The 23,083-nt window shown below is 53.7% G+C and carries 14 protein-coding genes; 3 read left to right on the top strand and 11 right to left on the bottom strand.

Annotated features, from left to right (window positions below; all coding sequences use genetic code 11):
• The first annotated feature begins 13 nt into the window (after positions 1-13).
• Together yhjD and OQV04_RS16945 are read left to right on the top strand one after the other, a co-directional pair.
• Entirely contained in the window at positions 14-1,027 is a 1,014-nt protein-coding gene (yhjD, locus tag OQV04_RS16950) for an inner membrane protein YhjD (RefSeq protein ID WP_021557300.1), read from the top strand.
• Between the two features lie 392 nt (positions 1,028-1,419).
• A complete protein-coding gene (locus OQV04_RS16945) occupies positions 1,420-2,742 on the top strand; it encodes an MFS transporter (RefSeq protein ID WP_001149003.1) in 1,323 nt (440 codons plus the stop codon).
• A gap of 181 nt (positions 2,743-2,923) precedes the next feature.
• On the opposite strand, the gene OQV04_RS16940 is transcribed toward OQV04_RS16945, so the two are convergent.
• Together OQV04_RS16940 and pdeH are read right to left on the bottom strand one after the other, a co-directional pair.
• Entirely contained in the window at positions 2,924-4,981 is a 2,058-nt protein-coding gene (locus OQV04_RS16940; RefSeq protein WP_032280870.1) for an AsmA family protein, read from the bottom strand.
• A gap of 69 nt (positions 4,982-5,050) precedes the next feature.
• Positions 5,051-5,818 carry a cyclic-guanylate-specific phosphodiesterase gene (gene pdeH / locus OQV04_RS16935; RefSeq protein ID WP_032280871.1) on the bottom strand — a complete coding sequence of 256 codons (768 nt, stop codon included), beginning with the start codon at positions 5,816-5,818 and terminating at the stop codon, positions 5,051-5,053.
• A gap of 231 nt (positions 5,819-6,049) precedes the next feature.
• Here pdeH and kdgK point away from each other — a divergent pair, with 231 nt between their 5' ends.
• Entirely contained in the window at positions 6,050-6,979 is a 930-nt protein-coding gene (gene kdgK, locus OQV04_RS16930) for a 2-dehydro-3-deoxygluconokinase (RefSeq protein ID WP_247806737.1), read from the top strand.
• Between the two features lie 95 nt (positions 6,980-7,074).
• On the opposite strand, the gene OQV04_RS16925 is transcribed toward kdgK, so the two are convergent.
• The 9 genes from OQV04_RS16925 to bcsR form a co-directional block, all read right to left on the bottom strand.
• Positions 7,075-8,571, bottom strand: coding sequence for a M16 family metallopeptidase (locus OQV04_RS16925; protein WP_001163137.1), 1,497 nt, complete (start codon positions 8,569-8,571; stop codon positions 7,075-7,077).
• Positions 8,572-8,791: 220 nt separating this feature from the next.
• On the bottom strand, positions 8,792-10,078 hold the full coding sequence (dctA, locus tag OQV04_RS16920) for a C4-dicarboxylate transporter DctC (RefSeq protein WP_024171136.1): 1,287 nt from the start codon (positions 10,076-10,078) through the stop codon (positions 8,792-8,794).
• A gap of 182 nt (positions 10,079-10,260) precedes the next feature.
• Positions 10,261-12,249: a biofilm formation regulator HmsP gene (hmsP, locus tag OQV04_RS16915; RefSeq protein ID WP_001266317.1), complete on the bottom strand. Its 1,989-nt coding sequence runs from the start codon at positions 12,247-12,249 to the stop codon at positions 10,261-10,263.
• A gap of 81 nt (positions 12,250-12,330) precedes the next feature.
• Positions 12,331-15,804 (bottom strand): cellulose synthase complex outer membrane protein BcsC, encoded by a 3,474-nt coding sequence (bcsC, locus tag OQV04_RS16910; protein WP_096959879.1) that lies wholly within the window; start codon positions 15,802-15,804, stop codon positions 12,331-12,333.
• Positions 15,786-16,892: a cellulose synthase complex periplasmic endoglucanase BcsZ gene (gene bcsZ, locus OQV04_RS16905; protein ID WP_001295222.1), complete on the bottom strand. Its 1,107-nt coding sequence runs from the start codon at positions 16,890-16,892 to the stop codon at positions 15,786-15,788. Before bcsZ ends, bcsC begins: the two co-directional genes overlap by 19 nt.
• Before the next feature lie 6 nt (positions 16,893-16,898).
• Positions 16,899-19,238, bottom strand: coding sequence for a cellulose biosynthesis cyclic di-GMP-binding regulatory protein BcsB (gene bcsB / locus OQV04_RS16900; protein ID WP_032281804.1), 2,340 nt, complete (start codon positions 19,236-19,238; stop codon positions 16,899-16,901).
• A gap of 10 nt (positions 19,239-19,248) precedes the next feature.
• On the bottom strand, positions 19,249-21,867 hold the full coding sequence (bcsA, locus tag OQV04_RS16895) for a UDP-forming cellulose synthase catalytic subunit (RefSeq protein ID WP_000025892.1): 2,619 nt from the start codon (positions 21,865-21,867) through the stop codon (positions 19,249-19,251).
• Positions 21,864-22,616, bottom strand: a complete 753-nt coding sequence (bcsQ, locus tag OQV04_RS16890) for a cellulose biosynthesis protein BcsQ (RefSeq protein ID WP_000279541.1) — start codon at positions 22,614-22,616, stop codon at positions 21,864-21,866. Before bcsQ ends, bcsA begins: the two co-directional genes overlap by 4 nt.
• Positions 22,617-22,627: 11 nt before the next feature.
• A complete protein-coding gene (bcsR, locus tag OQV04_RS16885) occupies positions 22,628-22,816 on the bottom strand; it encodes a cellulose biosynthesis protein BcsR (protein WP_001063314.1) in 189 nt (62 codons plus the stop codon).
• Positions 22,817-23,083: the final 267 nt, after the last annotated feature.

Raw genomic sequence — 23,083 nt, 5'->3', positions numbered from 1 at the left:
GACAAAAGAGCGGATGACGCAGGAAAACGAGATCAAACGTCCCACCCAGGATCTGGAGCACGAGCCGATTAAGCCGTTGGATAATAGCGAGAAAGGCGGCAAAGTTAGCCAGGCGCTGGAAACCGTCACCACCACTGCCGAAAAAGTCCAACGCCAACCGATTATTGCGCACCTTATTCGCGCGACAGAACGCTTTAACGATCGGCTGGGTAACCAGTTTGGTGCGGCTATCACCTATTTCTCATTTTTGTCGATGATCCCGATTTTGATGGTGTCGTTTGCCGCAGGGGGCTTTGTGCTGGCCTCCCATCCGATGTTGCTACAGGATATCTTCGACAAAATTCTGCAAAACATCAGCGATCCGACGCTAGCCGCTACGTTGAAAAACACCATCAACACCGCCGTTCAGCAGCGTACGACTGTAGGGCTTGTCGGCCTGGCGGTGGCGCTTTATTCCGGCATCAACTGGATGGGTAACCTGCGTGAAGCGATTCGTGCCCAGTCGCGCGATGTCTGGGAACGCTCGCCGCAAGATCAGGAGAAGTTCTGGGTAAAATATCTGCGTGATTTTATTTCGCTGATTGGTTTGTTGATTGCGCTGATTGTGACGCTTTCGATCACCTCGGTTGCCGGTTCGGCGCAGCAAATGATTATTAGCGCCCTGCACCTGAACAGCATTGAGTGGCTGAAACCGACGTGGCGGTTGATTGGCCTGGCGATTTCCATCTTCGCCAACTATCTGCTTTTCTTCTGGATCTTCTGGCGGTTACCGCGCCACCGTCCGCGCAAAAAAGCCCTGATTCGCGGAACATTTCTGGCTGCTATTGGTTTTGAAGTGATTAAAATCGTGATGACCTACACCCTGCCATCGCTGATGAAATCCCCCTCTGGTGCAGCATTTGGTTCCGTGCTGGGGCTGATGGCATTTTTCTACTTCTTCGCCCGTTTGACGCTGTTTTGCGCGGCGTGGATTGCCACCGCCGAATATAAAGACGACCCGCGAATGCCGGGGAAAACGCAGCCTTAAAATAGGCCGGATGCGGCGTACGAATTTATTCGGCCTGGCTCCCCGTAGGCCGGATAAGATGCGCCAGCATCGCATCCGGCTATAATGCGCACATAACCTCTTGAAACTCTTCCCCAGAGCCTCTTCAGCCATCTATTTGGGAGCAAACAATTTCATGCCAACTCATAACCCCAGCATATAAATCCAGTTGGTAACTTTTATTTAACCTGAAACCAGTTTTATCCACCATTTATAAAATTATGTGAAGCATTTCATAGAAGAAAAATCACTGGCCTAAACATTATCCCCTTTTTGCCTTATTTTTGACCATTTCCGCGATTTGTTACACATTGAAATATCACTTTTGCTGTGCGTAATATGGCTATTCGTTAGCCAAAAAATAAGAAAAGATTATGCAAGCAACAGCCACAACTCTCGACCACGAGCAAGAATACACGCCGATCAACTCGCGTAATAAAGTCCTTGTCGCCTCTCTCATTGGCACGGCCATTGAGTTCTTCGACTTTTATATTTACGCCACTGCGGCCGTTATTGTGTTTCCGCATATCTTCTTCCCGCAGGGCGATCCAACGGCAGCAACGCTACAGTCGCTCGCCACCTTCGCCATCGCCTTCGTCGCGCGCCCCATTGGCTCTGCCGTTTTTGGTCATTTTGGCGATCGCGTTGGGCGTAAAGCGACGCTGGTCGCCTCGTTGCTAACGATGGGGATTTCGACCGTGGTGATTGGTCTGCTGCCGGGCTATGCCACGATTGGTATTTTCGCCCCGCTGCTGCTGGCGCTGGCTCGATTTGGTCAGGGTCTGGGCTTAGGCGGTGAATGGGGCGGCGCGGCGCTGCTGGCGACTGAAAACGCCCCACCGCGCAAACGTGCTCTGTATGGCTCCTTCCCACAGCTGGGCGCACCGATTGGCTTCTTCTTTGCCAACGGCACTTTCTTGCTGCTTTCCTGGCTACTGACCGACGAGCAGTTTATGAGCTGGGGCTGGCGTGTGCCATTTATCTTCTCGGCGGTGCTGGTCATTATCGGCCTGTATGTTCGCGTGTCGCTGCATGAGTCGCCGGTGTTTGAGAAAGTCGCTAAAGCGAAAAAACAGGTGAAGATCCCGCTGGGTACGCTGCTGACCAAACATGTTCGCGTAACCGTACTGGGTACGTTCATCATGCTGGCAACCTATACGCTATTTTACATCATGACGGTCTACTCGATGACCTTCAGTACCGCCGCCGCGCCAGTTGGGCTTGGCCTGCCGCGTAACGAAGTGTTGTGGATGCTGATGATGGCAGTTATTGGTTTTGGCGTGATGGTGCCAGTCGCCGGATTACTGGCTGATGCCTTTGGTCGCCGTAAAAGCATGGTAATTATCACCACGCTGATCATCCTGTTCGCGCTGTTCGCCTTTAACCCGCTGCTCGGTTCTGGCAACCCGATTCTGGTTTTTGCCTTCCTGCTGCTGGGGTTAAGTCTGATGGGGCTGACCTTCGGGCCAATGGGTGCGCTGTTACCAGAGCTGTTTCCGACAGAAGTGCGTTACACCGGAGCATCGTTCTCTTACAACGTAGCGTCGATTCTCGGGGCTTCCGTTGCGCCGTATATCGCAGCCTGGTTGCAGACTAACTACGGGTTAGGTGCGGTGGGGTTATATCTGGCGGCGATGGCTGGCTTGACGTTAATCGCCCTGCTGCTGACCCATGAGACGCGACATCAGTCGTTGTAATAAGAGTGAAAAGCCTGATGCGCTACGCTTATCAGGCCTGAATTTCCATACAATATATTGAATTCGCAAGGATTTGTAGGCCGGATAAGGCGTTCACGCCGCATCCGGCATGAACAAAGCACACTTTGCCAACAATCTAAATCTGTTTAATTGCCGGATGTCAGACATCCGGCAATTATCATCACTTCTTCATCTGCGACAATATCGTCCGACACTGATTAGCCTCCCCTTCGGAAGGTGAGATCAGTGCCAATAACGCCGCCGGTGTTACCAGCGTTGCCAGTGCCGCAGCAACAGCACCACGGGCAATCAGCGGTCCGGCTTTCACCCCAGCCTGCGGATTTTTAAACGTCCCACGCACATACAGCGGCGAACGCAGTGTGATAATCCGAATTCCTTTACTCTCCGGATCAATAGTCAAATCCAGCTGTTCCGAAGCAAAACTTGCCGTGCCGGTAACGTTAATCAACGCGTTCTCAGTATCGAAAGCAAAAATCTGCGGGCGCGCCACGCCGTTGGCAATATTCAGATTCGCCGCCGCGCAGTTCACCCGCACCTCATCGTCACCAAATATCGCACCGACAATGTAGTTGCCGACATTCAGCCCAACAATCTCCATCAGGTTGCGGCTCACCAGCCCGTCATTCATCAACAGTTTCAGGTTGCCGTTACTGTTGCCTAAAAGCGCCGCCACCGAGTTACCGCTACCGCGTAGTTCCGCGTCACCGTTCATTTCCCCCAGCGTCTTCTGCATCAGTTCCACATCGGGCATCAGTTCTTTCAGTTTCAGTCGACGAGCCTGAATATCTGCCCGCCCCTGCATCGGCTTTTTATCGCCTTCCAGATGAATATTCGCCGCAATGCTGCCGCCCGCCATGCCAAATTTCAGCGGTTGCAGGCGCAGGTCAGCATTTTTGAGGATGATATGAGTAGAAAGATCGCTAATCGGCAGGCTACTGCCATGCTCAATGCGCCGCCCTTTGAAGCGAACATCGGCATCCATAACGTCCCATTTATCGGTTTCGAAGCGGTCATAAGGCAGCACTTTGCCCGCAGGCTGAACGCTTTTTTCGCCCTTCTTCTGTTCAGACCGTTTCGACTTTTCAGCCCCTTTCCCGGAATCAACGCCAATCAACGGTCCCAGGTCCGCCAGCCGCAATTGCCGCGACTCGACATCACCTTCGAGTTTTGGTCGTGGCTTGCCGGTGGTGTAGATCAGAGAACCGTGGATATCGCTATCGCCAATGCGCCCATTAAAACCGCGATAATCAAAGACCGACGATTTTTCAGTGTCGATTTTCGCTACCAGCCGACCATCTGTTTCAAACGGCGGGGTATCGGGCAGCAGAACGCCCGTCAGTTCATAGAGATCACCCAGTGAATCGCCAGAAAATTTAAGCCGTAAATCGACACCGCCCATCTTCATTGGGTCATTCACGACGCCATCAAAAGCAACACGGGTATTACCTGAACGGAAATCAGCCTGTACCGGAAACGGCGTCCCTTCGCCACGCAGCGCCAGCATACCTCCTATTTTTCCCGTACCAGTGAGCGGTTCACCGTTATAACGTCCCTGCGCCTTCAGGCCAAAAACGTAATCGCCCACCTTTTCTGTATCCGCTTTACCTTTCGATCCAGTAACTTCGCTGAACGGCAGCGGCTTGCCTAACGGATCGACAAAAATTTCCAGATCCGCTTTGCTTACTTTGTCATCAATGGCGATCCGCCCTTGATCGAACAGAATATTATCCAGCCGAAACGACCACGCCGACGGCTTTGCATTCGCGTTTTTGTTGTCATCGTTGGCAAGATTAAACGTCCAGTTATTGTTCTTTTCAGAGAGGCGAATCAGGCGCGCGTCGGGCTTTTCGAGCTTGATCCACGGCAGCCAGACCGTTTTGGTCAGCAGCGCCAGCGGGGCCAGCGTTGCCTCTACGCGTGGCAAATGCACCATCGTGACTTCGGGAATATCCGGTGGATTGCCAAGAATGATGTCTTCCGCGTGTACATGGGGCCACGGCACCCAGCTGCGCCAGCCAGTTTCTTGCTTTTGCCGCTCCCACACCACGCCCAGATCGCCACGGATAGCGAACGGACGATTCAACTCCGCAGAGACTTTCTGGTTGATGGTCGGTTTGAGTCGATTCCAGTCAAAAGTTGCAATCAAAATGATCGCCACGACAATCAACAACAAGAAAGCCCCTGAAATCGCAGCGGTTATTTTGCCTGCCTTGCTCATCGTTCGCTTCCTCATATTCTTCCTGTGCCAGTCCTAAAGATAGTCCAGCCAGGCGGAAAATGAGGCAGCTTATAGCGCCAGAACCGCCGTATTCAGCGTTTCTATCGGTGCCGGGCGTGAAAGAAACCAGCCTTGTGCGGCGAATGCGGGCGAGTTCTGTACATCACGCCACTCTTCCGGCGTTTCTACGCCCTCGACAATCACCCCGCGACAATAGCGATTCATTAGATGTAAAAGCTGAGAAAAGAGTGTGCGTCCTTCCGGCGACTGACGCAGCATCACAAACAGTTCTCGCGCGATTTTGATGTAGTCATAACGCACTTCACTTAGTGCAGAGAAATTTGCCATCCCGGTACCAAAATCATCCAGCCACAGCGGGCCAAATTCACACATCGAGGCAAAGGTTGAATCTTTCGGCAGACGGATATGCTCCACCAGTTCGAAACGCAGCCAGGGAAGACGCTCAATTTGGCGCAGGATTTTTGGTTGCTGACGCAGGGCGATGAGCGTAGGGCCATCAATATTGACCGATGCCAGCAGGCCGTGCTCTATAAAGAAGTCGGCTTTATGCGCCAGCAAATCAATCTGCTCTTTCACAACCTCCATCCGATGGCTGACGGTGATTTCAGTAAAATAGCGATCCGGCGGCAGGCGTTGCGAAGGGTTCAAGGGATGCGTGACCACCGTTAATAGCTCCACGGCCATTAACCGCCCGCATGTTTGATAGATCGGCTGCCAGGTGTAAGCACGCTCACACTGCAACCAAAAACGCCGTTCCTGCAAGCTCTCGATGCTTGCTTCAGGGTTGCTTATTCGCTGGATAACCTGCCTTATCATCAAAGATGTCCTGTGTTTAAAAGTGATGCTGCCCGGACTCGACAAAGATTATCGGCGCGCAAGGGCAGAACTTTACCGCCTGGCCGGGGTAAATTTCCCCTCTCCACAACGGAATCTTTCAGGAATACGTTCTGGCTCAAAAAAATAATGGAACACTGTTTTAATATGGTTGACCAGCAAACCACCACAGCGCAAACTAACGCTAATTTTTTACAGATCAGGTTCACGACTATGTCCAAAAAGATTGCCGTGATTGGCGAATGCATGATTGAGCTTTCCGAGAAAGGCGCGGACGTTAAGCGCGGTTTCGGCGGCGATACCCTGAACACTTCCGTCTATATCGCCCGTCAGGTCGATCCTGCGGCATTAACCGTTCATTACATAACGGCGCTGGGAACGGACAGTTTTAGCCAGCAGATGCTGGACGCCTGGCACGGCGAGAACGTTGATACTTCCCTGACCCAACGGATGGAAAACCGTCTGCCGGGCCTTTACTACATTGAAACCGACAGCACCGGTGAACGTACGTTCTACTACTGGCGTAACGAAGCCGCTGCCAAATTCTGGCTGGAGAGCGAGCAGTCTGCGGCGATTTGTGCAGAGCTGGCGAATTTCGATTATCTCTACCTGAGCGGGATTAGCCTGGCGATCTTAAGCCCGACCAGCCGCGAAAAGCTGCTTTCCCTGCTGCGCGAATGCCGCGCCAACGGCGGAAAAGTGATTTTCGACAATAACTATCGTCCGCGCCTGTGGGCCAGCAAAGAAGAGACACAGCAGGTGTACCAACAAATGCTGGAATGCACGGATATCGCCTTCCTGACGCTGGACGATGAAGACGCGCTGTGGGGTCAACAGCCGGTGGAAGACGTCATTGCGCGCACCCATAACGCGGGCGTGAAAGAAGTGGTGGTGAAACGCGGGGCGGATTCTTGCCTGGTGTCCATTGCTGGCGAAGGGTTAGTGGATGTTCCGGCGGTGAAACTGCCGAAAGAAAAAGTGATCGATACCACCGCAGCTGGCGACTCTTTCAGTGCCGGTTATCTGGCGGTACGTTTGACGGGCGGCAGTGCGGAAAACGCAGCGAAACGCGGGCACCTGACCGCAAGTACCGTTATTCAGTATCGCGGCGCGATTATCCCGCGTGAGGCGATGCCAGCGTAAACGCAGCATATGCAAAAGGCTGGATAAAGTGTTACCCCTCTATCCAGCTCATCCATAAATACCTGATGGTTGTGCTAACTCATCACCATCAGGCATTACTGTGCAGGTGGAATATCCGTCACTTCAGGATGTACGTCATCCGTGGCGACAGAGGTGGTCGCAGCGGCGGTAGATGGGGCCATGATTTGATCCCAGGCCGCCTGCAACGCTTTCATGTTAAATTCCGGCTCGCCTTTCGGCTGCAGCAGTATTAACGCCATATCATTCGACAACTGCTGACGCAGATCCTGATTTAACATCTCCACAGTCAGGCTGTTAAGGAAATCCTGCCGCAGTTTCTGATACTGCTCCGGCGCGATATCGACGACCTGATTTTGCAACGAACGCATCCGCTGACCCATCAGAATATCGGTATCAGCTCGTGCATAGGCGGCAAACAGTTTCTGCAGCTCCAGTTTCTTTTGCGCCACTAACGCATTGAACTCTTCTTCCGGCAGACCTTTATCGCGAACCTTCGCCAGTTCACGCGCCACCAGATTAAGGTTGCTGTTCAGCTTGTCGTTTGGTGATTCGATGTTGATGGCACACTGCGCACGCAGATACAGCACACGGCAGTCAAATCCAAGACCGATGTCTTTGCTGTTACTGGCGCTTAACGCTTGCTGAACATGCCAGAACAGCGCCTCACGGGCCAGGTCCGCACGCCAGTAGCGCAGCAGTGCGGCTGATTCACGAATCGGCTGCCACGGCGTATCCCACATGATAGATAACCGGTCCTGACGCACCGCGTCAGTCATAATACTCACCGCTTCCGCACGCAGCGGAGAAAGCGTCGGCACCGGAGCCGGTGTTTCACGTTTGCCTTTCAGTTCGCCAAACGTTTTGTTGATTTGGTCGACAACCGAGCGCGCATCCACGTTTCCCACCACCAGCAGCGTCATTGCATCCGGGGTGTACCATTTCTGATAGAAATCTTTAATCTTTTCCGCTTCAACGGGTTGTTTCAGCGGATCGGCAGGATCGTGACCTAACAAGGTTGACCCTTTCAGACGATAGCGCCACCAGCCCTCTTTAGTATCGGCAGGCCAGGTTGCCACCATGTCCTGACTTTGCAGCGCGTGGTTGATGGTTTCTGGTGTGATGGTCAGTTTGCCAGTGGCATTTGCCAGATAAGAGAGCGCTTCTTTCAGCAAGTCGTTACGGTTATTGGGCAAACTCAGATTAAACAGCGTGGTGTCATAAGAGACAATTACCGGCGGCATCGGGCGTTTAGGGTCGATCCCCTGCTGCCACAATGAACGCGCCTGTGCTGCGTCAAGGCCACCGCTTTGCGTTAGCGCAATACGAGGGATGGCGTGACTGTAACCGCTCTGTTGTGTACTTTCGGCGAGCGAACCGGTATTAACCAGCAGGCGAATTTCAACACGATCGCTGGGACGCTGGGGGGTGGTCAGCACTTGCCACTGTAAACCGTTGGAAAGCGTCCCCTGTTGCCATGCTGGATCAGGCTGGAGCGCATCTGCCTGCACATAGCCAGCAGTGGCCATCATCAGCAAACCGCCCGCTAAAAGTCGAATTTTTGTGCCCTGCATGTGAACCCCTGATCAACTATCCTGGTAATAAAAAAACTGCCCGTTGTCGGTCAGTCTAAATGACGTTAAAAACACTTCGTGTTAGACCGCAAGAACATGAAAATGTCACGGAAGAAGTGAAATAAACCTGAACTCACCCAGGTGGTAAGTTCAGGCACAGGGGTCAATTATGCGCAAACACCCGCACTCGGGGAAGGGAGTGCGGGCATAAGTGATGAGATTAAGAGGATAATTCGTGCGTTTTGCCATCCGGCGCACGATTATTCAGCACATCGTCCAGTTTTTTGTGGTCCAGTTCTTTCACCCACTTAGCAACGACAATGGTCGCTACGCCGTTACCGACCAGGTTAGTCAGCGCACGAGCTTCTGACATAAAGCGGTCGATACCGAGGATCAGCGCCAGACCCGCTACCGGCAAATGGCCCACCGCAGAGAGCGTCGCCGCCAGCACGATAAAGCCACTACCCGTTACCCCTGCCGCCCCTTTAGAAGAAAGCAGCAACACGATTAACAGCGTGATTTGGTGGACGATATCCATCTGACTGTTAGTGGCCTGGGCAATAAACACCGCCGCCATTGTCAGGTATATCGATGTGCCATCAAGGTTAAACGAGTAGCCTGTCGGGATGACCAGCCCCACCACCGATTTACGGCAGCCGAGTTTCTCCATCTTGTCGAGCATACGCGGCAGCGCCGACTCGGAAGATGAAGTCCCCAGTACAATCAGCAGTTCTTCACGGATGTAGCGGATAAATTTGAAGATACTGAAACCAGTCGCTTTAGCGATTGAACCCAATACCAGCACCACAAACAGGATACAGGTTATGTAGAAACAGATAATCAGCTGCCCTAGTTGCACCAGTGTGCCGACGCCGTATTTACCGATGGTAAACGCCATTGCCCCGAACGCACCAATAGGTGCCAGACGCATGATCATATTGATGATGCCGAAGATGACCTGCGAGAAACTTTCGATCACGTTAAAAATCAGTTGGCCTTTGCTGCCCAGACGGTGGAGCGCAAAACCAAACAGTACGGCAAACAGCAGCACCTGCAGAATGTTACCGCTGGCAAATGCGCCAATGACGCTCGCCGGGATGACATCCATAATGAAGGCGACAATGCCCTGGTCTTTCGCCTGATCGGCGTAAACCGCTACCGCTTTCGCATCAAGCGTTGCCAGATCGACGTTCATTCCGGCACCAGGCTGCACGACGTTAACGATGATAAGACCAATAATCAGCGCGATGGTACTGACAATTTCAAAGTAAAGCAGTGCGACTGCGCCGGTACGACCGACCGCCTTCATGCTTTCCATGCCCGCGATGCCCGTTACGACGGTACAAAAGATGACAGGAGCGATGATCATCTTAATGAGCTTAACGAAGCCGTCGCCAAGCGGTTTCATTTGCTCGCCTATTTCAGGATAGAAATGGCCAAGGAGAATACCAATGGCTATCGCTGTCAGGACCTGAAAGTAAAGGCTTTTAAACAGAGAGGTTTTCATAGGGTGTCCTTTAGTAAAACCACAGGTCTTGTAAGGTTATGGGGTACCTGCGGCCTTAAAATAACACCCAGACAACATCACAGAAATGTACCTGGATCATAATTGAAACAAAAAGGTTAAAAAGTTTGAGCTGGCTCGCACAAACCAGCACTTTTTAAAGTTTTGTAATCAGTTTGGGGTAGCTACTTTTCTTCCAGGTAACTCTCTTCGAAGATTTCAATAGGGAGTGGGCGAGCAAAAAGGAAGCCCTGGGCAATACCAACGCCCGCTTTTGCCAGCCAGTCGCGTTGTGCTTCAGTCTCCACACCTTCGGCAATCATTTGTAAGTTCAGGCTCTGCGCCAGCATGATAATTGCAGCAATCATGCTGCTATCTTCCGGCAAGCCTTCAACAAACATTTTGTCGATTTTCAGTACGTCGATTGGCAACGATTTCATATGCTGCAGCTGACGCAGCCCTGCGTAGCCCATGCCGAAATCATCCAGCGCCACCCGAACTCCGGCATTGCGCAGCGGACGGAGGATTGCCACCGCAGCATGAGGGTCGTCAATACGTCGGCTTTCTGTCACTTCCAGAATCAGTGTTCCCGGCTGAATGCGATAGCGGGTTAACAGTTCCAGCATATCCGCCACCATATTCGGGTGCATCAGTTGCAGCGCAGAGAGGTTTACCGACAAGGGCAGCATAATGCCGCGCTCTTGCCAGGCAGCCAACAGTCGACAGGACTCTTCCAGCACCCAGTGACCGACGGTAACCATCAGCCCACAGCACTCAATGCGATCGATTAAGCCATCCGGCAGGTCCCAACTGCCATCCGGTTGCTGGATACGCAGTAACACTTCCGCACTGACCAGTTTACCGCTGGTCATCTCGACCTGTGGCTGTAACCAAATAGCAAACTGATGATTTTCCAGTGCATTAAGGATATCGCTCTCTTCCGTCAACCGCTTCTGGGCAGCTTCCATCTGCTGCGGATCAAAGAACTGAATCTGATTCTTGCCTTTATGGCGAGCGGTAAATGCCGCAGAAATAGCGCGACTGTAAAGCTGTTCGGCGGTGAGATCGCCGTAGAACATCGCCACGCCAATGCTACAGTGCGGACGGAGTTGAATACGTTCAATCGGCAGGCGCTCGCTCATGATAGTGAGCACTTGCTGACCCAAAGTGATTGCGTGCCACGGTTCCTGTACACCGTTGGCAATGACAGCAAAGTCATAACCGCTAATCTGCGCGAGGATCATACGTGGCGACAGTACCGATTTGAGTTTTTCCACCAGCGTCAGCAGCAGAATTTCTCGTTGCGCCTCTTGCAGCACACCCGCAGTATCACGCAGGGTTTCACAGGTGATGATCATCAGCGCGGTGGTTTGTTTACGCGCGACAACCTGCTCCAGCATCTCCATCAGCAAGGCTTTGTTCGGCAAATCCGACACCGGGAAGCGCATCGCATTTTCGTTCTGTTCTTCATAATGGCGCTGCAGCAATTGCTGGTTGAGGTTGTAACTGCGCACCAACATACCGATTTCATCGTCCTGATGCAGACGCGGTAATGCCAGTTGGTGACCAACAAGCTCCTGGGCTGGGATGGCGTTAAGTTCGCGAGCAATATTGCGTAACGGATGCAAAATCAGGCGGTTAATGCACCAGCTAATCGCCACCGTCAATATTAACGACAAAAGTAAGTAAATGGTCACTAACGTTGAGAGGGTGCTCATCACGAACTTATACATACGGAAGGAATCCGCCTGTAGCACCAGATAGGCAATTGGCTGCGGATTTGCCGGACGTTCGAGCGAGTAGACGCCCAGGGAGATTTGAACCGGTAGCTCAAACAGGCGAGTAACCATTACCGGCACCGGACGCTCTGGAATAAAACTTTTACGCAGCGCCTGGAACTGGTTGGGCAGCACTACATCGGCACGGCTGACCACGCCTGCCGGTTTAATGCTGGCAAGAATAGCTTCCGCTTCGGGAATATCGCCTTTCAAAATAGCTGAAGATAAAGGTTCGCGGACAGAGCGAGCAATGCTTTCCAGTTGCGTAGCCGTGTTATAGCGATTCTGCTGGACCAGATGGAACAGCAAAACGGTGCAAAAAATAAAAACGAACACCAGGACAACGGCTGCCACCATTGCCATCTGCTTGATTGTTAACGAGCGACTTACGCGCAAATTGTCTCCCCCCGGAAATCCCAGATTGCCGCCCGAGTATACCCGATCGCAGCGGCATTAAGAGAGGCGCTATCTGAAAACTTACCAGTCGGCGTAAGGTATCAGCGGCTGCGGCGGTAAATCCATGTCACCCTGCCATCCGGCGGCGGAATAACGTACGTAGAGCAGGAAATGGCTGGGGGCGTAATCTTTCGCCTGCTGGATATCAATTGCCGTGCCGACAAACCAGTTGGAAGTAACACGTCGTTCAAGTAATGCCCGCGCCGTATAGCCGAAGCCCTGGCTGCTGCCGCCATCGTTGGATTGCCGCGCAGCTTCTTCCTGCCAGTCGGTCGGGATCAGATTCATCAGCGGATAACGCGGCATGGTTTTGGTGCGTGAATGCGACCACGAGCCAGACGCCCCCAGCTCCCACGACCAGTTTTCCGTGCGCTCCCGCCACATCACCGGTATGGCAAACGACAGGTATTCCTGCGGACTGTAGTAACCGCCCTGACCGAGTGAGTAGCCACTCAGATCTTTGTCGTAATGCCAGATCATGTTGTTCAGGCCGATTGTGACGCGGCGATTGTTCTGGTTAATGACCTTATAGTAATAGCCCGTCATCCAGCGCACGCGCCAGTTATCTTCGACATTTTTACCGGTTAACTGGTCGCCACTAAGCGATGCCCAGACGCCGTTTGCTTCACCTTTATCGTAGCTCAGGCTTAGCCCCACGCCGTCCGCACGCACACCGCCCCATTTTTTCCCGGTATTACTCGGGGAGTCTTTTTGCCCACCAAAGGCCAGCAAAGAACTGGAGATGGGCCGACGGTGGGCGTTAACGGTGTAACCCAGCGGCCCGATATCATCGCTGTAACTGATGCCGCCGACCACATCCACCACGTTGAAGCCCATCGGCGTGGTGCCGATATCCCAGCTCCAGACGTCATTTCGCCAGCCGACCGCCACGCTGGCACCGGAATCCGACTGGCTGCGGTTGCCGCTACAGTCCTGTAATGTACAGGTGCCCCAGTTGTCATCCCATTTACCATCGGCATTAGTGGAGAAACTGCCGACGTTCATATTGACGAAATCACTGCGAAAGAACATCCGCCCGTCAGAATACGGCGCGTCCACCTGCAACATAGTGGTGTGCGCTTTCAGATCGGAGTAACCACCGGTGCCGCTCGATCCCCAATAATCATGCTCAAGGGTGACGTTAAGATCCTGCTGGCGATAGAGGTCCGCCGCATCGCTGCGCACGCCGCGTTTCAGCCAGTCATCTTTCTCGTCGTTACGGGTCAGTCGGGTAAAGGTGTCGTTATCCTGCGGACGCGTCGTAGTCACACCGGATGCGACCATGGCGTCTTTGTAGGTTTCCAGCGCCTGCTTTGGATCGCCCGCCTGCGCTTCAAACTTCGCACCGTCGCGCAGCACCATCGCGCTTTCCATCGACGGTGGCTGAGATTTTGCCTGCGGGATCAACTTATTAAACGTCTGCTGCGCCGCTGCGGTATCTCCAAGCTGCGCCTGCGCCAGCGCCACGCGCCGCTGTGTGTTCAGCGAGGCGTTATCAGTAGCGGGCAGTTTCGCCAGCTGGCTACGTGCCGCCGCTGTGTCACCGGCAGCAATATCCACTTCCGTCAGCCCCAGAATGGCATCGGCGTTAGTTGGCTCCCGCGTCAGGACATTTTGATACGCAGCGCGGGCGGCGGTGTAATCACGTCGTTGTTGCGCCCAGTCAGCCAGCGTGAGGTCAATACGCGAGGAAGGCGGTTGCTGGTGCAGCATCGCTTCCGCTTCTGCCTCTTTGCCGCTTTCTCGCAGGCGATTAGCGGTTTCCAGCACCTGATCGCTTTGCAGTCGATTAACCAGCTCCTGAATATTGCTGCTCCACTGCGCACGCGGCAGGCTGTTGATATGCGCCAGCGCCGCTCTGTCCTGGTCATGACCAGAGAGGTACAGCCCGTAAGCGTAAACCTGCTCCGGGTCGTTCGGCTTCTGCTGCGCCAGATTGCGCATTAACGTATCGGCCTGGCTGCGTTGTCCGGCCTGCCAGAGATCCTGCGAAAGTCGGTAAGTAATCCATACGCTGCCGGGGTCCAGCGCCAGTCGTTGCCGCTGAAGTGCTGCCGCCTGCGCCCATTTGCCCTGGTTTTCCAGTGCCTCTGCCTGCTGTGCCAGACGGTCGTTCTGCAGGCTACGTTCGATATCATCAATGCTGCGCCGCTGGCTGGCAGAGAGCGAGGCGATAAACGCTTCAGCTTTTTCTGGCGACTGCTGGCGGTAAATATTCGCCAGCCCACGCACGGCGTTAGTGTTGCCGCTGTCCATACGCAAGGTCTGCTGATAATAACGTTCGGCGGCGGGATAATCTTTTCGCGCCATCGCCACATCGCCCAGCCCCAGCACTGCATAACTGTCGGTGTTATCGACATTACGCGCCTGCTGGAACAGGCGTTCTGCCCGGTCAGGATTATTGGCTTTCAGCGCTGCATCGCCCTGCTGGATCGCCAGCCAGTAGCGGTTTACTTTCAGCAGACTGTTCCATTTGTCGTTGTTGCTGCTGTGCGGGTCCAGTGCGAGGGCTTTTTCCAGATTCGCCACTGCATTGGCGCGATCGCCTTTCTGTGAATATGCCTGGCCCAGCGCCCCCAGAGCCTCACTGTCTTTCGGGTTCGCCCGCACTGCCTGTTGTAGTTCGGGAATGGCTTTACCCGCCATACCAGAGTCCACCGCCGCTAAACCTTGCGCACGAGCGCGGAAAGCAGGATCGGCCAGCTGTTTTTGCTGTTCTGCCAGTTGCGATTGCGCAGCCGCCACGCTATCGCCATCACTAAAGATCGAAAGATATTTTTTCAGCGCCGACACACTGGCATCACTGACGGGCATGTCTTTAATCTGCCCGTACCAGATTTTAGAGGCCCCTTCGCGCCCGGCGTTCGATTTCGCCATCTGTTCCAGGACGGCAAAACCTTCGTCACGGCGATCGCTACTAAACAGCAATAGCGCCAGATTGTTTTGCAGGCCCGTATTGCCCGGTGCATCCGCATTGATGCGTTTTAACTGATTAATCGCTTCGCCACGGCGAGCCGGAATTTTCGCCACCGTACTCCAGTACTCGACAGCAATGTCACCTTCCGGCGGCGCACCGTTGAACAGTTTGTTGTAACTCGCCACAGCTTCTTCCGCATGACCGGTAGTCGCCTGCAATCTTGCCTGTTGCAGTGCCTGACGACCATCCGGCGTGGAAAGTAGCATCGTAGTCCGCGACGATTTATACGCATTTGAACTCGGCGCTAACTGCGACAGCCGATCGAGCTGTTTTTGCGCGCCATCAATATCGCCCTGACGTAACAAAGAACGGAAACGGGCGGCAACGACGTCCGGGTTATTCGGATCAATAAGTTCCAGCCGATATAACGACTGTTGCACCAGATCTTCACGATGGGTCGCTTCGCCTAACCGAACTTGCTCCAACAACTGTTGCTGAGCGGTTGGTGCTGCCTCGACCATCGGCATGACGGCCAGACCGAGGGAAAGCGTGAATATGTTTAGTGTGAATTTGCGCATTCCTGGCCCCAGTCAGGTAATAACTCACCTTTTGTCGAGAAGCGGAAACGGTGTTGATCCCAGCCTTGTCCGAACAGGGTCAGCACATAGTTGTAATAGGCATCGCTGCCGGGAAAGTTATCGGCCACGCGCTGGCGCTGAACGGCCTGCGCATCACGGTTTTGTAAAAAGGGCAGCATGGCGGCAGAAAAACCGACCGGTCCTTTACCCTGCGCTTTCCCCGTAGCCACATCTACTTTTTCCGGCGGATAACCGTTTTTCTCGGTGAATGTCGCCATCGGTTTAAACCGGTTGAGCATCCGCGCTTTCTGCGGATCGCTGTCAGGCATCATGCCTACCCACATGTAAACGCGGATAGCGTCGTAGCTGCTGATCAATGTTTTTTCGGCTTTTAGCTGCCAGCCTTTGTCTTTCTCATAGCGCACCCAGTCTGGCGAAAAGCCTTTCGGGGCGGTTTCCAGCAATAAACGTTGATTGGTTTCGCGCAGCGTGGTCCACGGCGCGCCAAAGCGGGTGAAATACTGCGCCAGCGTCGGCGGCAGGTAGCTGGGGTTAAAACGCCAGCTGTTATCCTCTGCAAAACCCACTTTGCCCGGTAACAACATGGAACCCAGCCCAGGCACCGTCACCACTTCCTCCCGCGCAATACGTTTTAGCAACGCGCTGCCGATGTCGGTATAACGCTGCTCTTTCCACAAACGCCCCGCCTCCAGCAACGACCAGGCCATCCAGACATCACCATCGGAGGCCGAATTGCTGTCCAGCACTTCCCACTTACTGTTCTCTTTCTTGCCCCACAGCCAGGCGGGCAAACGTTCTTTTAAAGAACCCTGAGCGAGATTGTTCTGCGTCCAGTCGAGAATATTATCGAAAGCTGCACGGTCGTTAGCCGCCAGGGCAAAGAACATGCCGTAACTTTGCCCTTCAGAGGTGGTGATTTTGCGCGCGTCGCTGGGGTCGATGACGCGCCCTTCCTGACTGATGTAATCCTTTTTAAACTGCTCCCAGGCAGGCCAGGTACAGGCTGCCTGAACACTAAAGGCAGCCAACAGCAGCATCGTCACGATTCCACTACGCAACACATTCATCTTCAATTACTCGTTATCCGGGTTAAGACGACGACGACTAATAATACGCAGCAGACGCCACAGTACCCATGCCAGCAATATCACACTGATAGCCGCCAGCACCGCCAGCAGAATCGGATGGTTTGCCAGCGCATACCACAAGCGCTCGAACCACGGCAGATGACCTACGTAATAAACGTCGCCAACACGTAGGCTGTTGATACCGGACTCGCGGATCACCGCGACCGAACCGAACATGGTGGCGCGTTTGCCGCTATCGTTCACCGCATTGTTAAGCATTTCATAACCGCGTGGGCTATCTGCCAGCAGCGCAATCACGCTGCGCTGGTCGTTATACGGCGACTGGAAGCCAATCACCGCCGCCATCGCACCGGAAGAGGTCAGCGTTGACTGGGTTTCTGCCGCGCGATCGCTCTCGTCCGGCACAATGCCGGGGAACGGGGTCTGGCGCATCGGTGTTTTCACCCAGCTTTCGGTCGCCTGCACCAATAGGTCGATCTGCTTATCGTCTTTCAGTTTGTCCGGGATACCACCGATGATCATGATGTCGGCATCTTTGCCCTGAATGGTGCTGCCATCATCGGTCACCGTCAGATTAATCGCCGGGAAGCCCGTCTGTGCGCCGATAAAACCAACAGTATTCAGCAACGTTTCCATCTGTGCTTCGTTAGGCGTTTTCGGCATCACGGTGATGGTTTGCGACAGATCCGCCATCCGGCTGAATGGGAAGCCCGCGTTAGCAAAGGCGCGTAGATCCGGCATCGGGATGAAGTGGTAATACTTCGAGAAGTCGATGGTGGAGTCGTCACCAATCACCACATGATTCTGCACCGGCTGGAAGGTAATACAGTTATCCACCGAACCGCCCGGCATCGGGTTCATATACTCAAAGTCGAAGCGCAGCTGGTTGGTCGCGCCCAGTTTCAGCGCCGGAATAGAGACATCCGTTTTGCCATCCAGCAAACCTTGTAATACCGGAATCCGCAGCAGCAGGCGATTCGCCTCCTGTTTGCTGCTCAGGTTGAAGGATTGCAGGAACTGGTTATTCAGGCTGATATCCATCCGCGAACTGTCTTTCACCGGCGGCATGGTGTAGCGGTAATTAATATCCATATCAATGCCGGTACTGCGCATCAGGTAGAGATCTGGCGGCAGGTTTAGCGAAACATTAATCGCTGCTGGCTCAAGACCGCTGGATTGTAACTGTTCTTCATAGGTTTTCAGTTCACCAAAGGTGACCGGACGATCGGTACGCACCCAGTTCGGCGCATCGTACGGCTTACGCGGTAGCAGCGGTTTCACTTCATTCACTACCACGCTTTCACCACGGAACAGAATGTTACCCTGAGCGATACCTTTCGCTGCCTGCAACAGGTCTTTGTCGTCACGACCAAACACCACCAGCAGTTTGACGTAAGGATTCTGCGGATGGTTAATCATCTCAATCAACGGGGCTTTTACCGCCGGATGATCGCGCAGGAAGTCCGGCCGTTTGTCGTTGGTTGCAAAGACAATGGCATTGCGATCCGGCAGTTGGTTATAGAGCACCGGGAAGTTCTGCCCACGCCAGCCAGAACGCGAACCAAACCACGAGGCGACAATGGCAGATGCTTGTTGCAGCCCAACATCCGGCGCACCCGCAAAGACCATCGGCAAGGTGTTGGTGCGGTTATCACGCGGGTCAAAGAATGGCACCGGGAAGTGTGACAGGTCATTCTTCACATTCAGGGTCTGATAGGTCAGATCCAGTCCACTGCTCCGCCCAACATCCAGCCAAAGCGTGGTGCTGGCCGGGTTTTCGCACACGTCCTGATAATGGCCGACAAACTCCAGCCGCACACGGTTGAAGTCGGTAATAAACAGTGGATTAATGGGCATTTGCGCCAGCGTTTTTTTACCCAACTGTTCTTTGGTCACTGGCAGCACGCCCATCAGTTCATCATTGAGATAAACCTTTAACTGCGACTGGACAGGCAGTAACGATGGCGATGGCGTGTATTCTAGGTTGAGCATCGCCTTCGTCACCACTTCATCGCTGCGCATACCAAACTCAATGCTGCCGTTCGGGTTAATGCCACGTAGCACCATGCTGCCCGGCGGCGGCGCAATTTGCGCAAAGGTCAGCTTCACATCACGCGAAGGACCGTTCTGCGCCACGACTGGCGCATCAGCGCCCTGCACGCCCGGCATCACTTGCCCCACCTGCGGATTTTGTTCCGTCTGGGCGGCTACAGCTGGCTCAGCATTGATCAGTGGTTGCGTTGCTGGCGTCGCCTGCGTCATGAAAGAGGGGAACGCACTCATCCCCATAGCCACTGCACAAATCCAGAATAGTTTTCTTTTCATCGCGTTATCATCATTGTTGAGCCAAAGCCTGATCCGATGGTTGTGCCGTTTCGCTCCGCTCCGGGCGGCGCGGAATAAACGATACAACCCAGGAAACCAGAGAAGTCAGCACACGGAATATGCCCTTCACCGAAGAAGGCGCAAACTCCGCCAGATGGCGGTAGCCACGGAAGCCGAGCTTCAGAATATCCAGCAGACTTTCCAGCGGCTTATCTTCCGGATAGCTGTCCTGCCAGAGCGCCCATGTATCCGCACGGGCAAACGTACACTGCACAAAATCGATATGTTGCTGGGTGGTGAGCGGCATTAATTTCAGCCCAACTTCATTACCCATCACGCGCGCCACCTGGGTCGGGAAGACGTATTCCTGCTGACCGCGTTTAAGCAACAGATTCACTTTCTGCCCTTCCAGAATCTGCGCCTGACCGTTGATCTTGATCCCCAAACCACCGTCGGAGAAATCCTGAACGGTACACGAAAAGAGGTGACCATCTTCGCGGGCAATTGCCGCGGGCATCGTCATCTCCACGCGGTGCGATCGGCGTACCTGTTTGCTTTCTACCGATACTGCAACTGCGCCGCCAAGAACAATCAGGTTGTAGAATACCCACACCATACTGACGACCACGGTGAGCATCTCGGTTGGCGGGCCATAGAAGTAGCGCCAGATGCCTACCGCAACGCCCACCAGGTTGAGCAGGACAAGGAAGATGTAGGGCCGCGAGATCACCCAGTCGACGTACTCTTCTTCCACCAGTCCACCTTTGGCGGTGACGTTAAATTTGCCTTTGTGCGGGTTAATCAGCGCCACCAGCGTCGGTGGTGCGATATACCACGCCAGCACCGTTTCGTAGATTTCACTCCAGAAAGAGTGGCGATATTTGCCCTGGATCTTGGAGTTGGTCAGGCTGGCATGGATCATATGCGGCAGCACGAATAGGGCGATCATCAACGCTGGCGCATAGATGATGTAGGCATGAAGCAGCAGGAACGCCAGCGGCGCAGTCAGGAAGATCAGCCGTGGAATGCCCGACAAGAAGTGGAACATGGCGTTGACGTAGCACAGCCGCTGAGCAAACTTCAGCCCTTTACCGGTGAGCGGGTTATCGAGACGGAAGATTTGCACCATCCCGCGCGCCCAGCGAATACGCTGACCGATATGCGCCGACAGACTTTCGGTCGCCAGCCCCGCCGCCTGCGGAATACGCATATACGCGGAGGTATAGCCACGACGGTGCAAACGCAGAGAAGTATGCGCATCCTCAGTCACGGTTTCGACAGCAATGCCGCCAATTTCATCCAGCGGCTTACGGCGAATCACCGCACAGGAACCGCAGAAGAAAGTGGCGTCCCACATATCGTTGCCATCCTGCACCAGACCATAGAACAGCGTGCCTTCGTTCGGTGTTTTACGAAAACGCCCCAGGTTGCGTTCAAACGGGTCCGGTGAGAAGAAGTGGTGCGGCGTCTGCATCATCGCCAGTTGTTTTTCTTTCAGGAACCAGCCCATGGTCATTTGCAGGAATGAACGTGTGGGGACATGGTCGCAGTCGAAAATCGACACGAACTCGCCCTTGGCATATTTCAGCGCATTGTTGATGTTGCCCGCTTTCGCATGTTCATGAGTGGTGCGGGCGATATATTTAACCCCCACGTTTTGCGCAAACTGGCGAAACTCTTCCCTGCCGCCGTCATCAAGGATCCAGATGTTCAGCTTATCTTTCGGCCAGTCGATACCCAGCGAGGCGTAAATGGTATTTTTCACCACGTTGAGATCTTCGTTGTAAGTCGGGACAAAGATATCCACCGACGGCCACAGCGACATATCTTTCGGCAGTGGTACTGGCTGACGATTCAGCGGCCATACCACCTGGAAGTAGCCGAGCACCAGCACAATCCACGCGTAAGTTTCAGCGAACAGCAGAATAAGCCCGCACACCAGGCTGACCGGATCGTCCCAGTTCAGCGTAGAGGTGTAACGCCACCAGATATAACGGCAAGAAACGGTCAGCGACAGCACAATCAACATTAGCGCCGAAAAGCGCCCCGGCATCCGCCGTACGATCAGCGCTACCCCCCACAGCAGCATCAGGAAGATAAACTGCGCCAGCGGGTTAAACGGCTGAGTAACGCAGATTAACGCCAGAATCAGCGAGAAGGTGACGATGATACCGAGGATCAACCGCCGCGCCCCGGCACTCAAATGACCGAGCTCTTTTTTCTCATCAAGATGCTGTGTTTTATGGCTAACGCGCTCAGGCAGCTCGTTCATCCATTGATGGTAACGTCCACGAATATTCTGCAGACCTGAAAATGCCCGCCTGCGCGGTTTCGGCGTTTCTTTGCGCGATGCACCGATCAGTAACCAGCATGTTTGAATGAGATAACGGACCGGGTCCAGCGGACGCGGACGCGAGGCGTTGATATGCGGATACAGGTTTTTATGTTCTGCGCGAATACGCTGCCAGCGCGGGTGCTCCAGCGGAATAAAAATCCAGGCCAGGATCATCCAGAAACAGCCGAGCGTCGCGCTGAAAGCCGACGCACCGTGACGACGATAATCGCGATAACGCCCGATAAGCCGCGCGTTGACCGGCGGGATAAGCAACCACCGGGTCAGGATACTCATGATGCACTCCCGACTGGCGTTTTCAGCCCGGAATAGTTCAACAGGCACCAGTTCGCCAGCGTCAATATCTCTTCAGCCGCCAGCGCATCACTGCGATATTCACCTACTGGTTGCTTAGCCGCCAGGCATTCAGCCATCGCTTCATCACGATGAATGAGCATCGGCAGTAATCGGCGCTGGCTTTGCAACCAAAGCTGGTAAATATCGTCCTGAACCTGACTGCCAATACGGAAGTCATTAATCAAAATATGTGCGCCATCCGGCAGCGCTTGCTGATGCAGTCGGATATGGCAGTTGGCATCCACATTGACGATTGCCAGCGAGTGATCGCACAAACTCAGCAGCTGGTGGGTTATCTGCGAGGCATCACGCGGTAAGTCGATTAAAATCCACTGGTAACGCCCGCTGGATTTTAGTTGCTGTAAGCCGGAGCAAATATCGCTCAGCCGGGTTTGCCAGTGCTGTGGATTTTCTTGTTCTTCAATGGATAACTGACCAAAAGGTAGCAAATCGAGCTGCGAGGTGTAGCGCAACCCAGCGTCACGCCAGTCCTGGCCATCCAGCATCGCTCTGGCCCAGCCCTGACGGTGGGTAAAATCAACATTAAATGACAGGCGCAACAAGTTGTCCGGGCAGGCATCGACCACCAGGACATTTTCTCCCAACATTTGTAATGACCAGGCTAATGCGGCGGTGATGGTTGTTGTCCCCACGCCTCCCCGCACCCCCTGCAATCCCAGTACGGCCATTCACCAATCCCCTACTTTTGTTGCGCAAACTCTGCCAGCAACGGCCAGCGTTTTAATGCCGCGGCCAACTGTTCACGTTGGGAAATATCGGCATAATCAATATCAGGCAGTGAAAATGCCTGCTTTAACGCCAAAATATCATTCTGGAAGATATAGCCTATCGCGGGATCAGGCAGAGTATCTGGTTCATTGTTATTCATTTTGCTTGATCCCTATGAAATAACCGTACCGTTCATGAGACAATTCTAACCGTGAGCATTTCGCCGGTTGATTGTTTACGGCGAGACGGGAATTTGCTCACTTTTTGACTTTCCGTTACGCAACAGAAAAAGTTAAAAACGAAAAGACTAAAATCACATGTCTTGTGACCTGCTAAATTGATTCACATGCTAAGGAAGGTGCGAACAAGTTCCTGATATGAGATCATCATATTCATCCGGAGCGCATCCCAGAGGGACATCATGAGC

This window comes from Escherichia sp. Lx600-2 (assembly GCF_036662595.1).
In the GTDB taxonomy this organism is placed as follows: domain Bacteria; phylum Pseudomonadota; class Gammaproteobacteria; order Enterobacterales; family Enterobacteriaceae; genus Escherichia; species Escherichia coli.
Note: the sequence above shows the minus strand (reverse complement) of the source record. Positions and strands in the feature narration are given on the sequence as shown.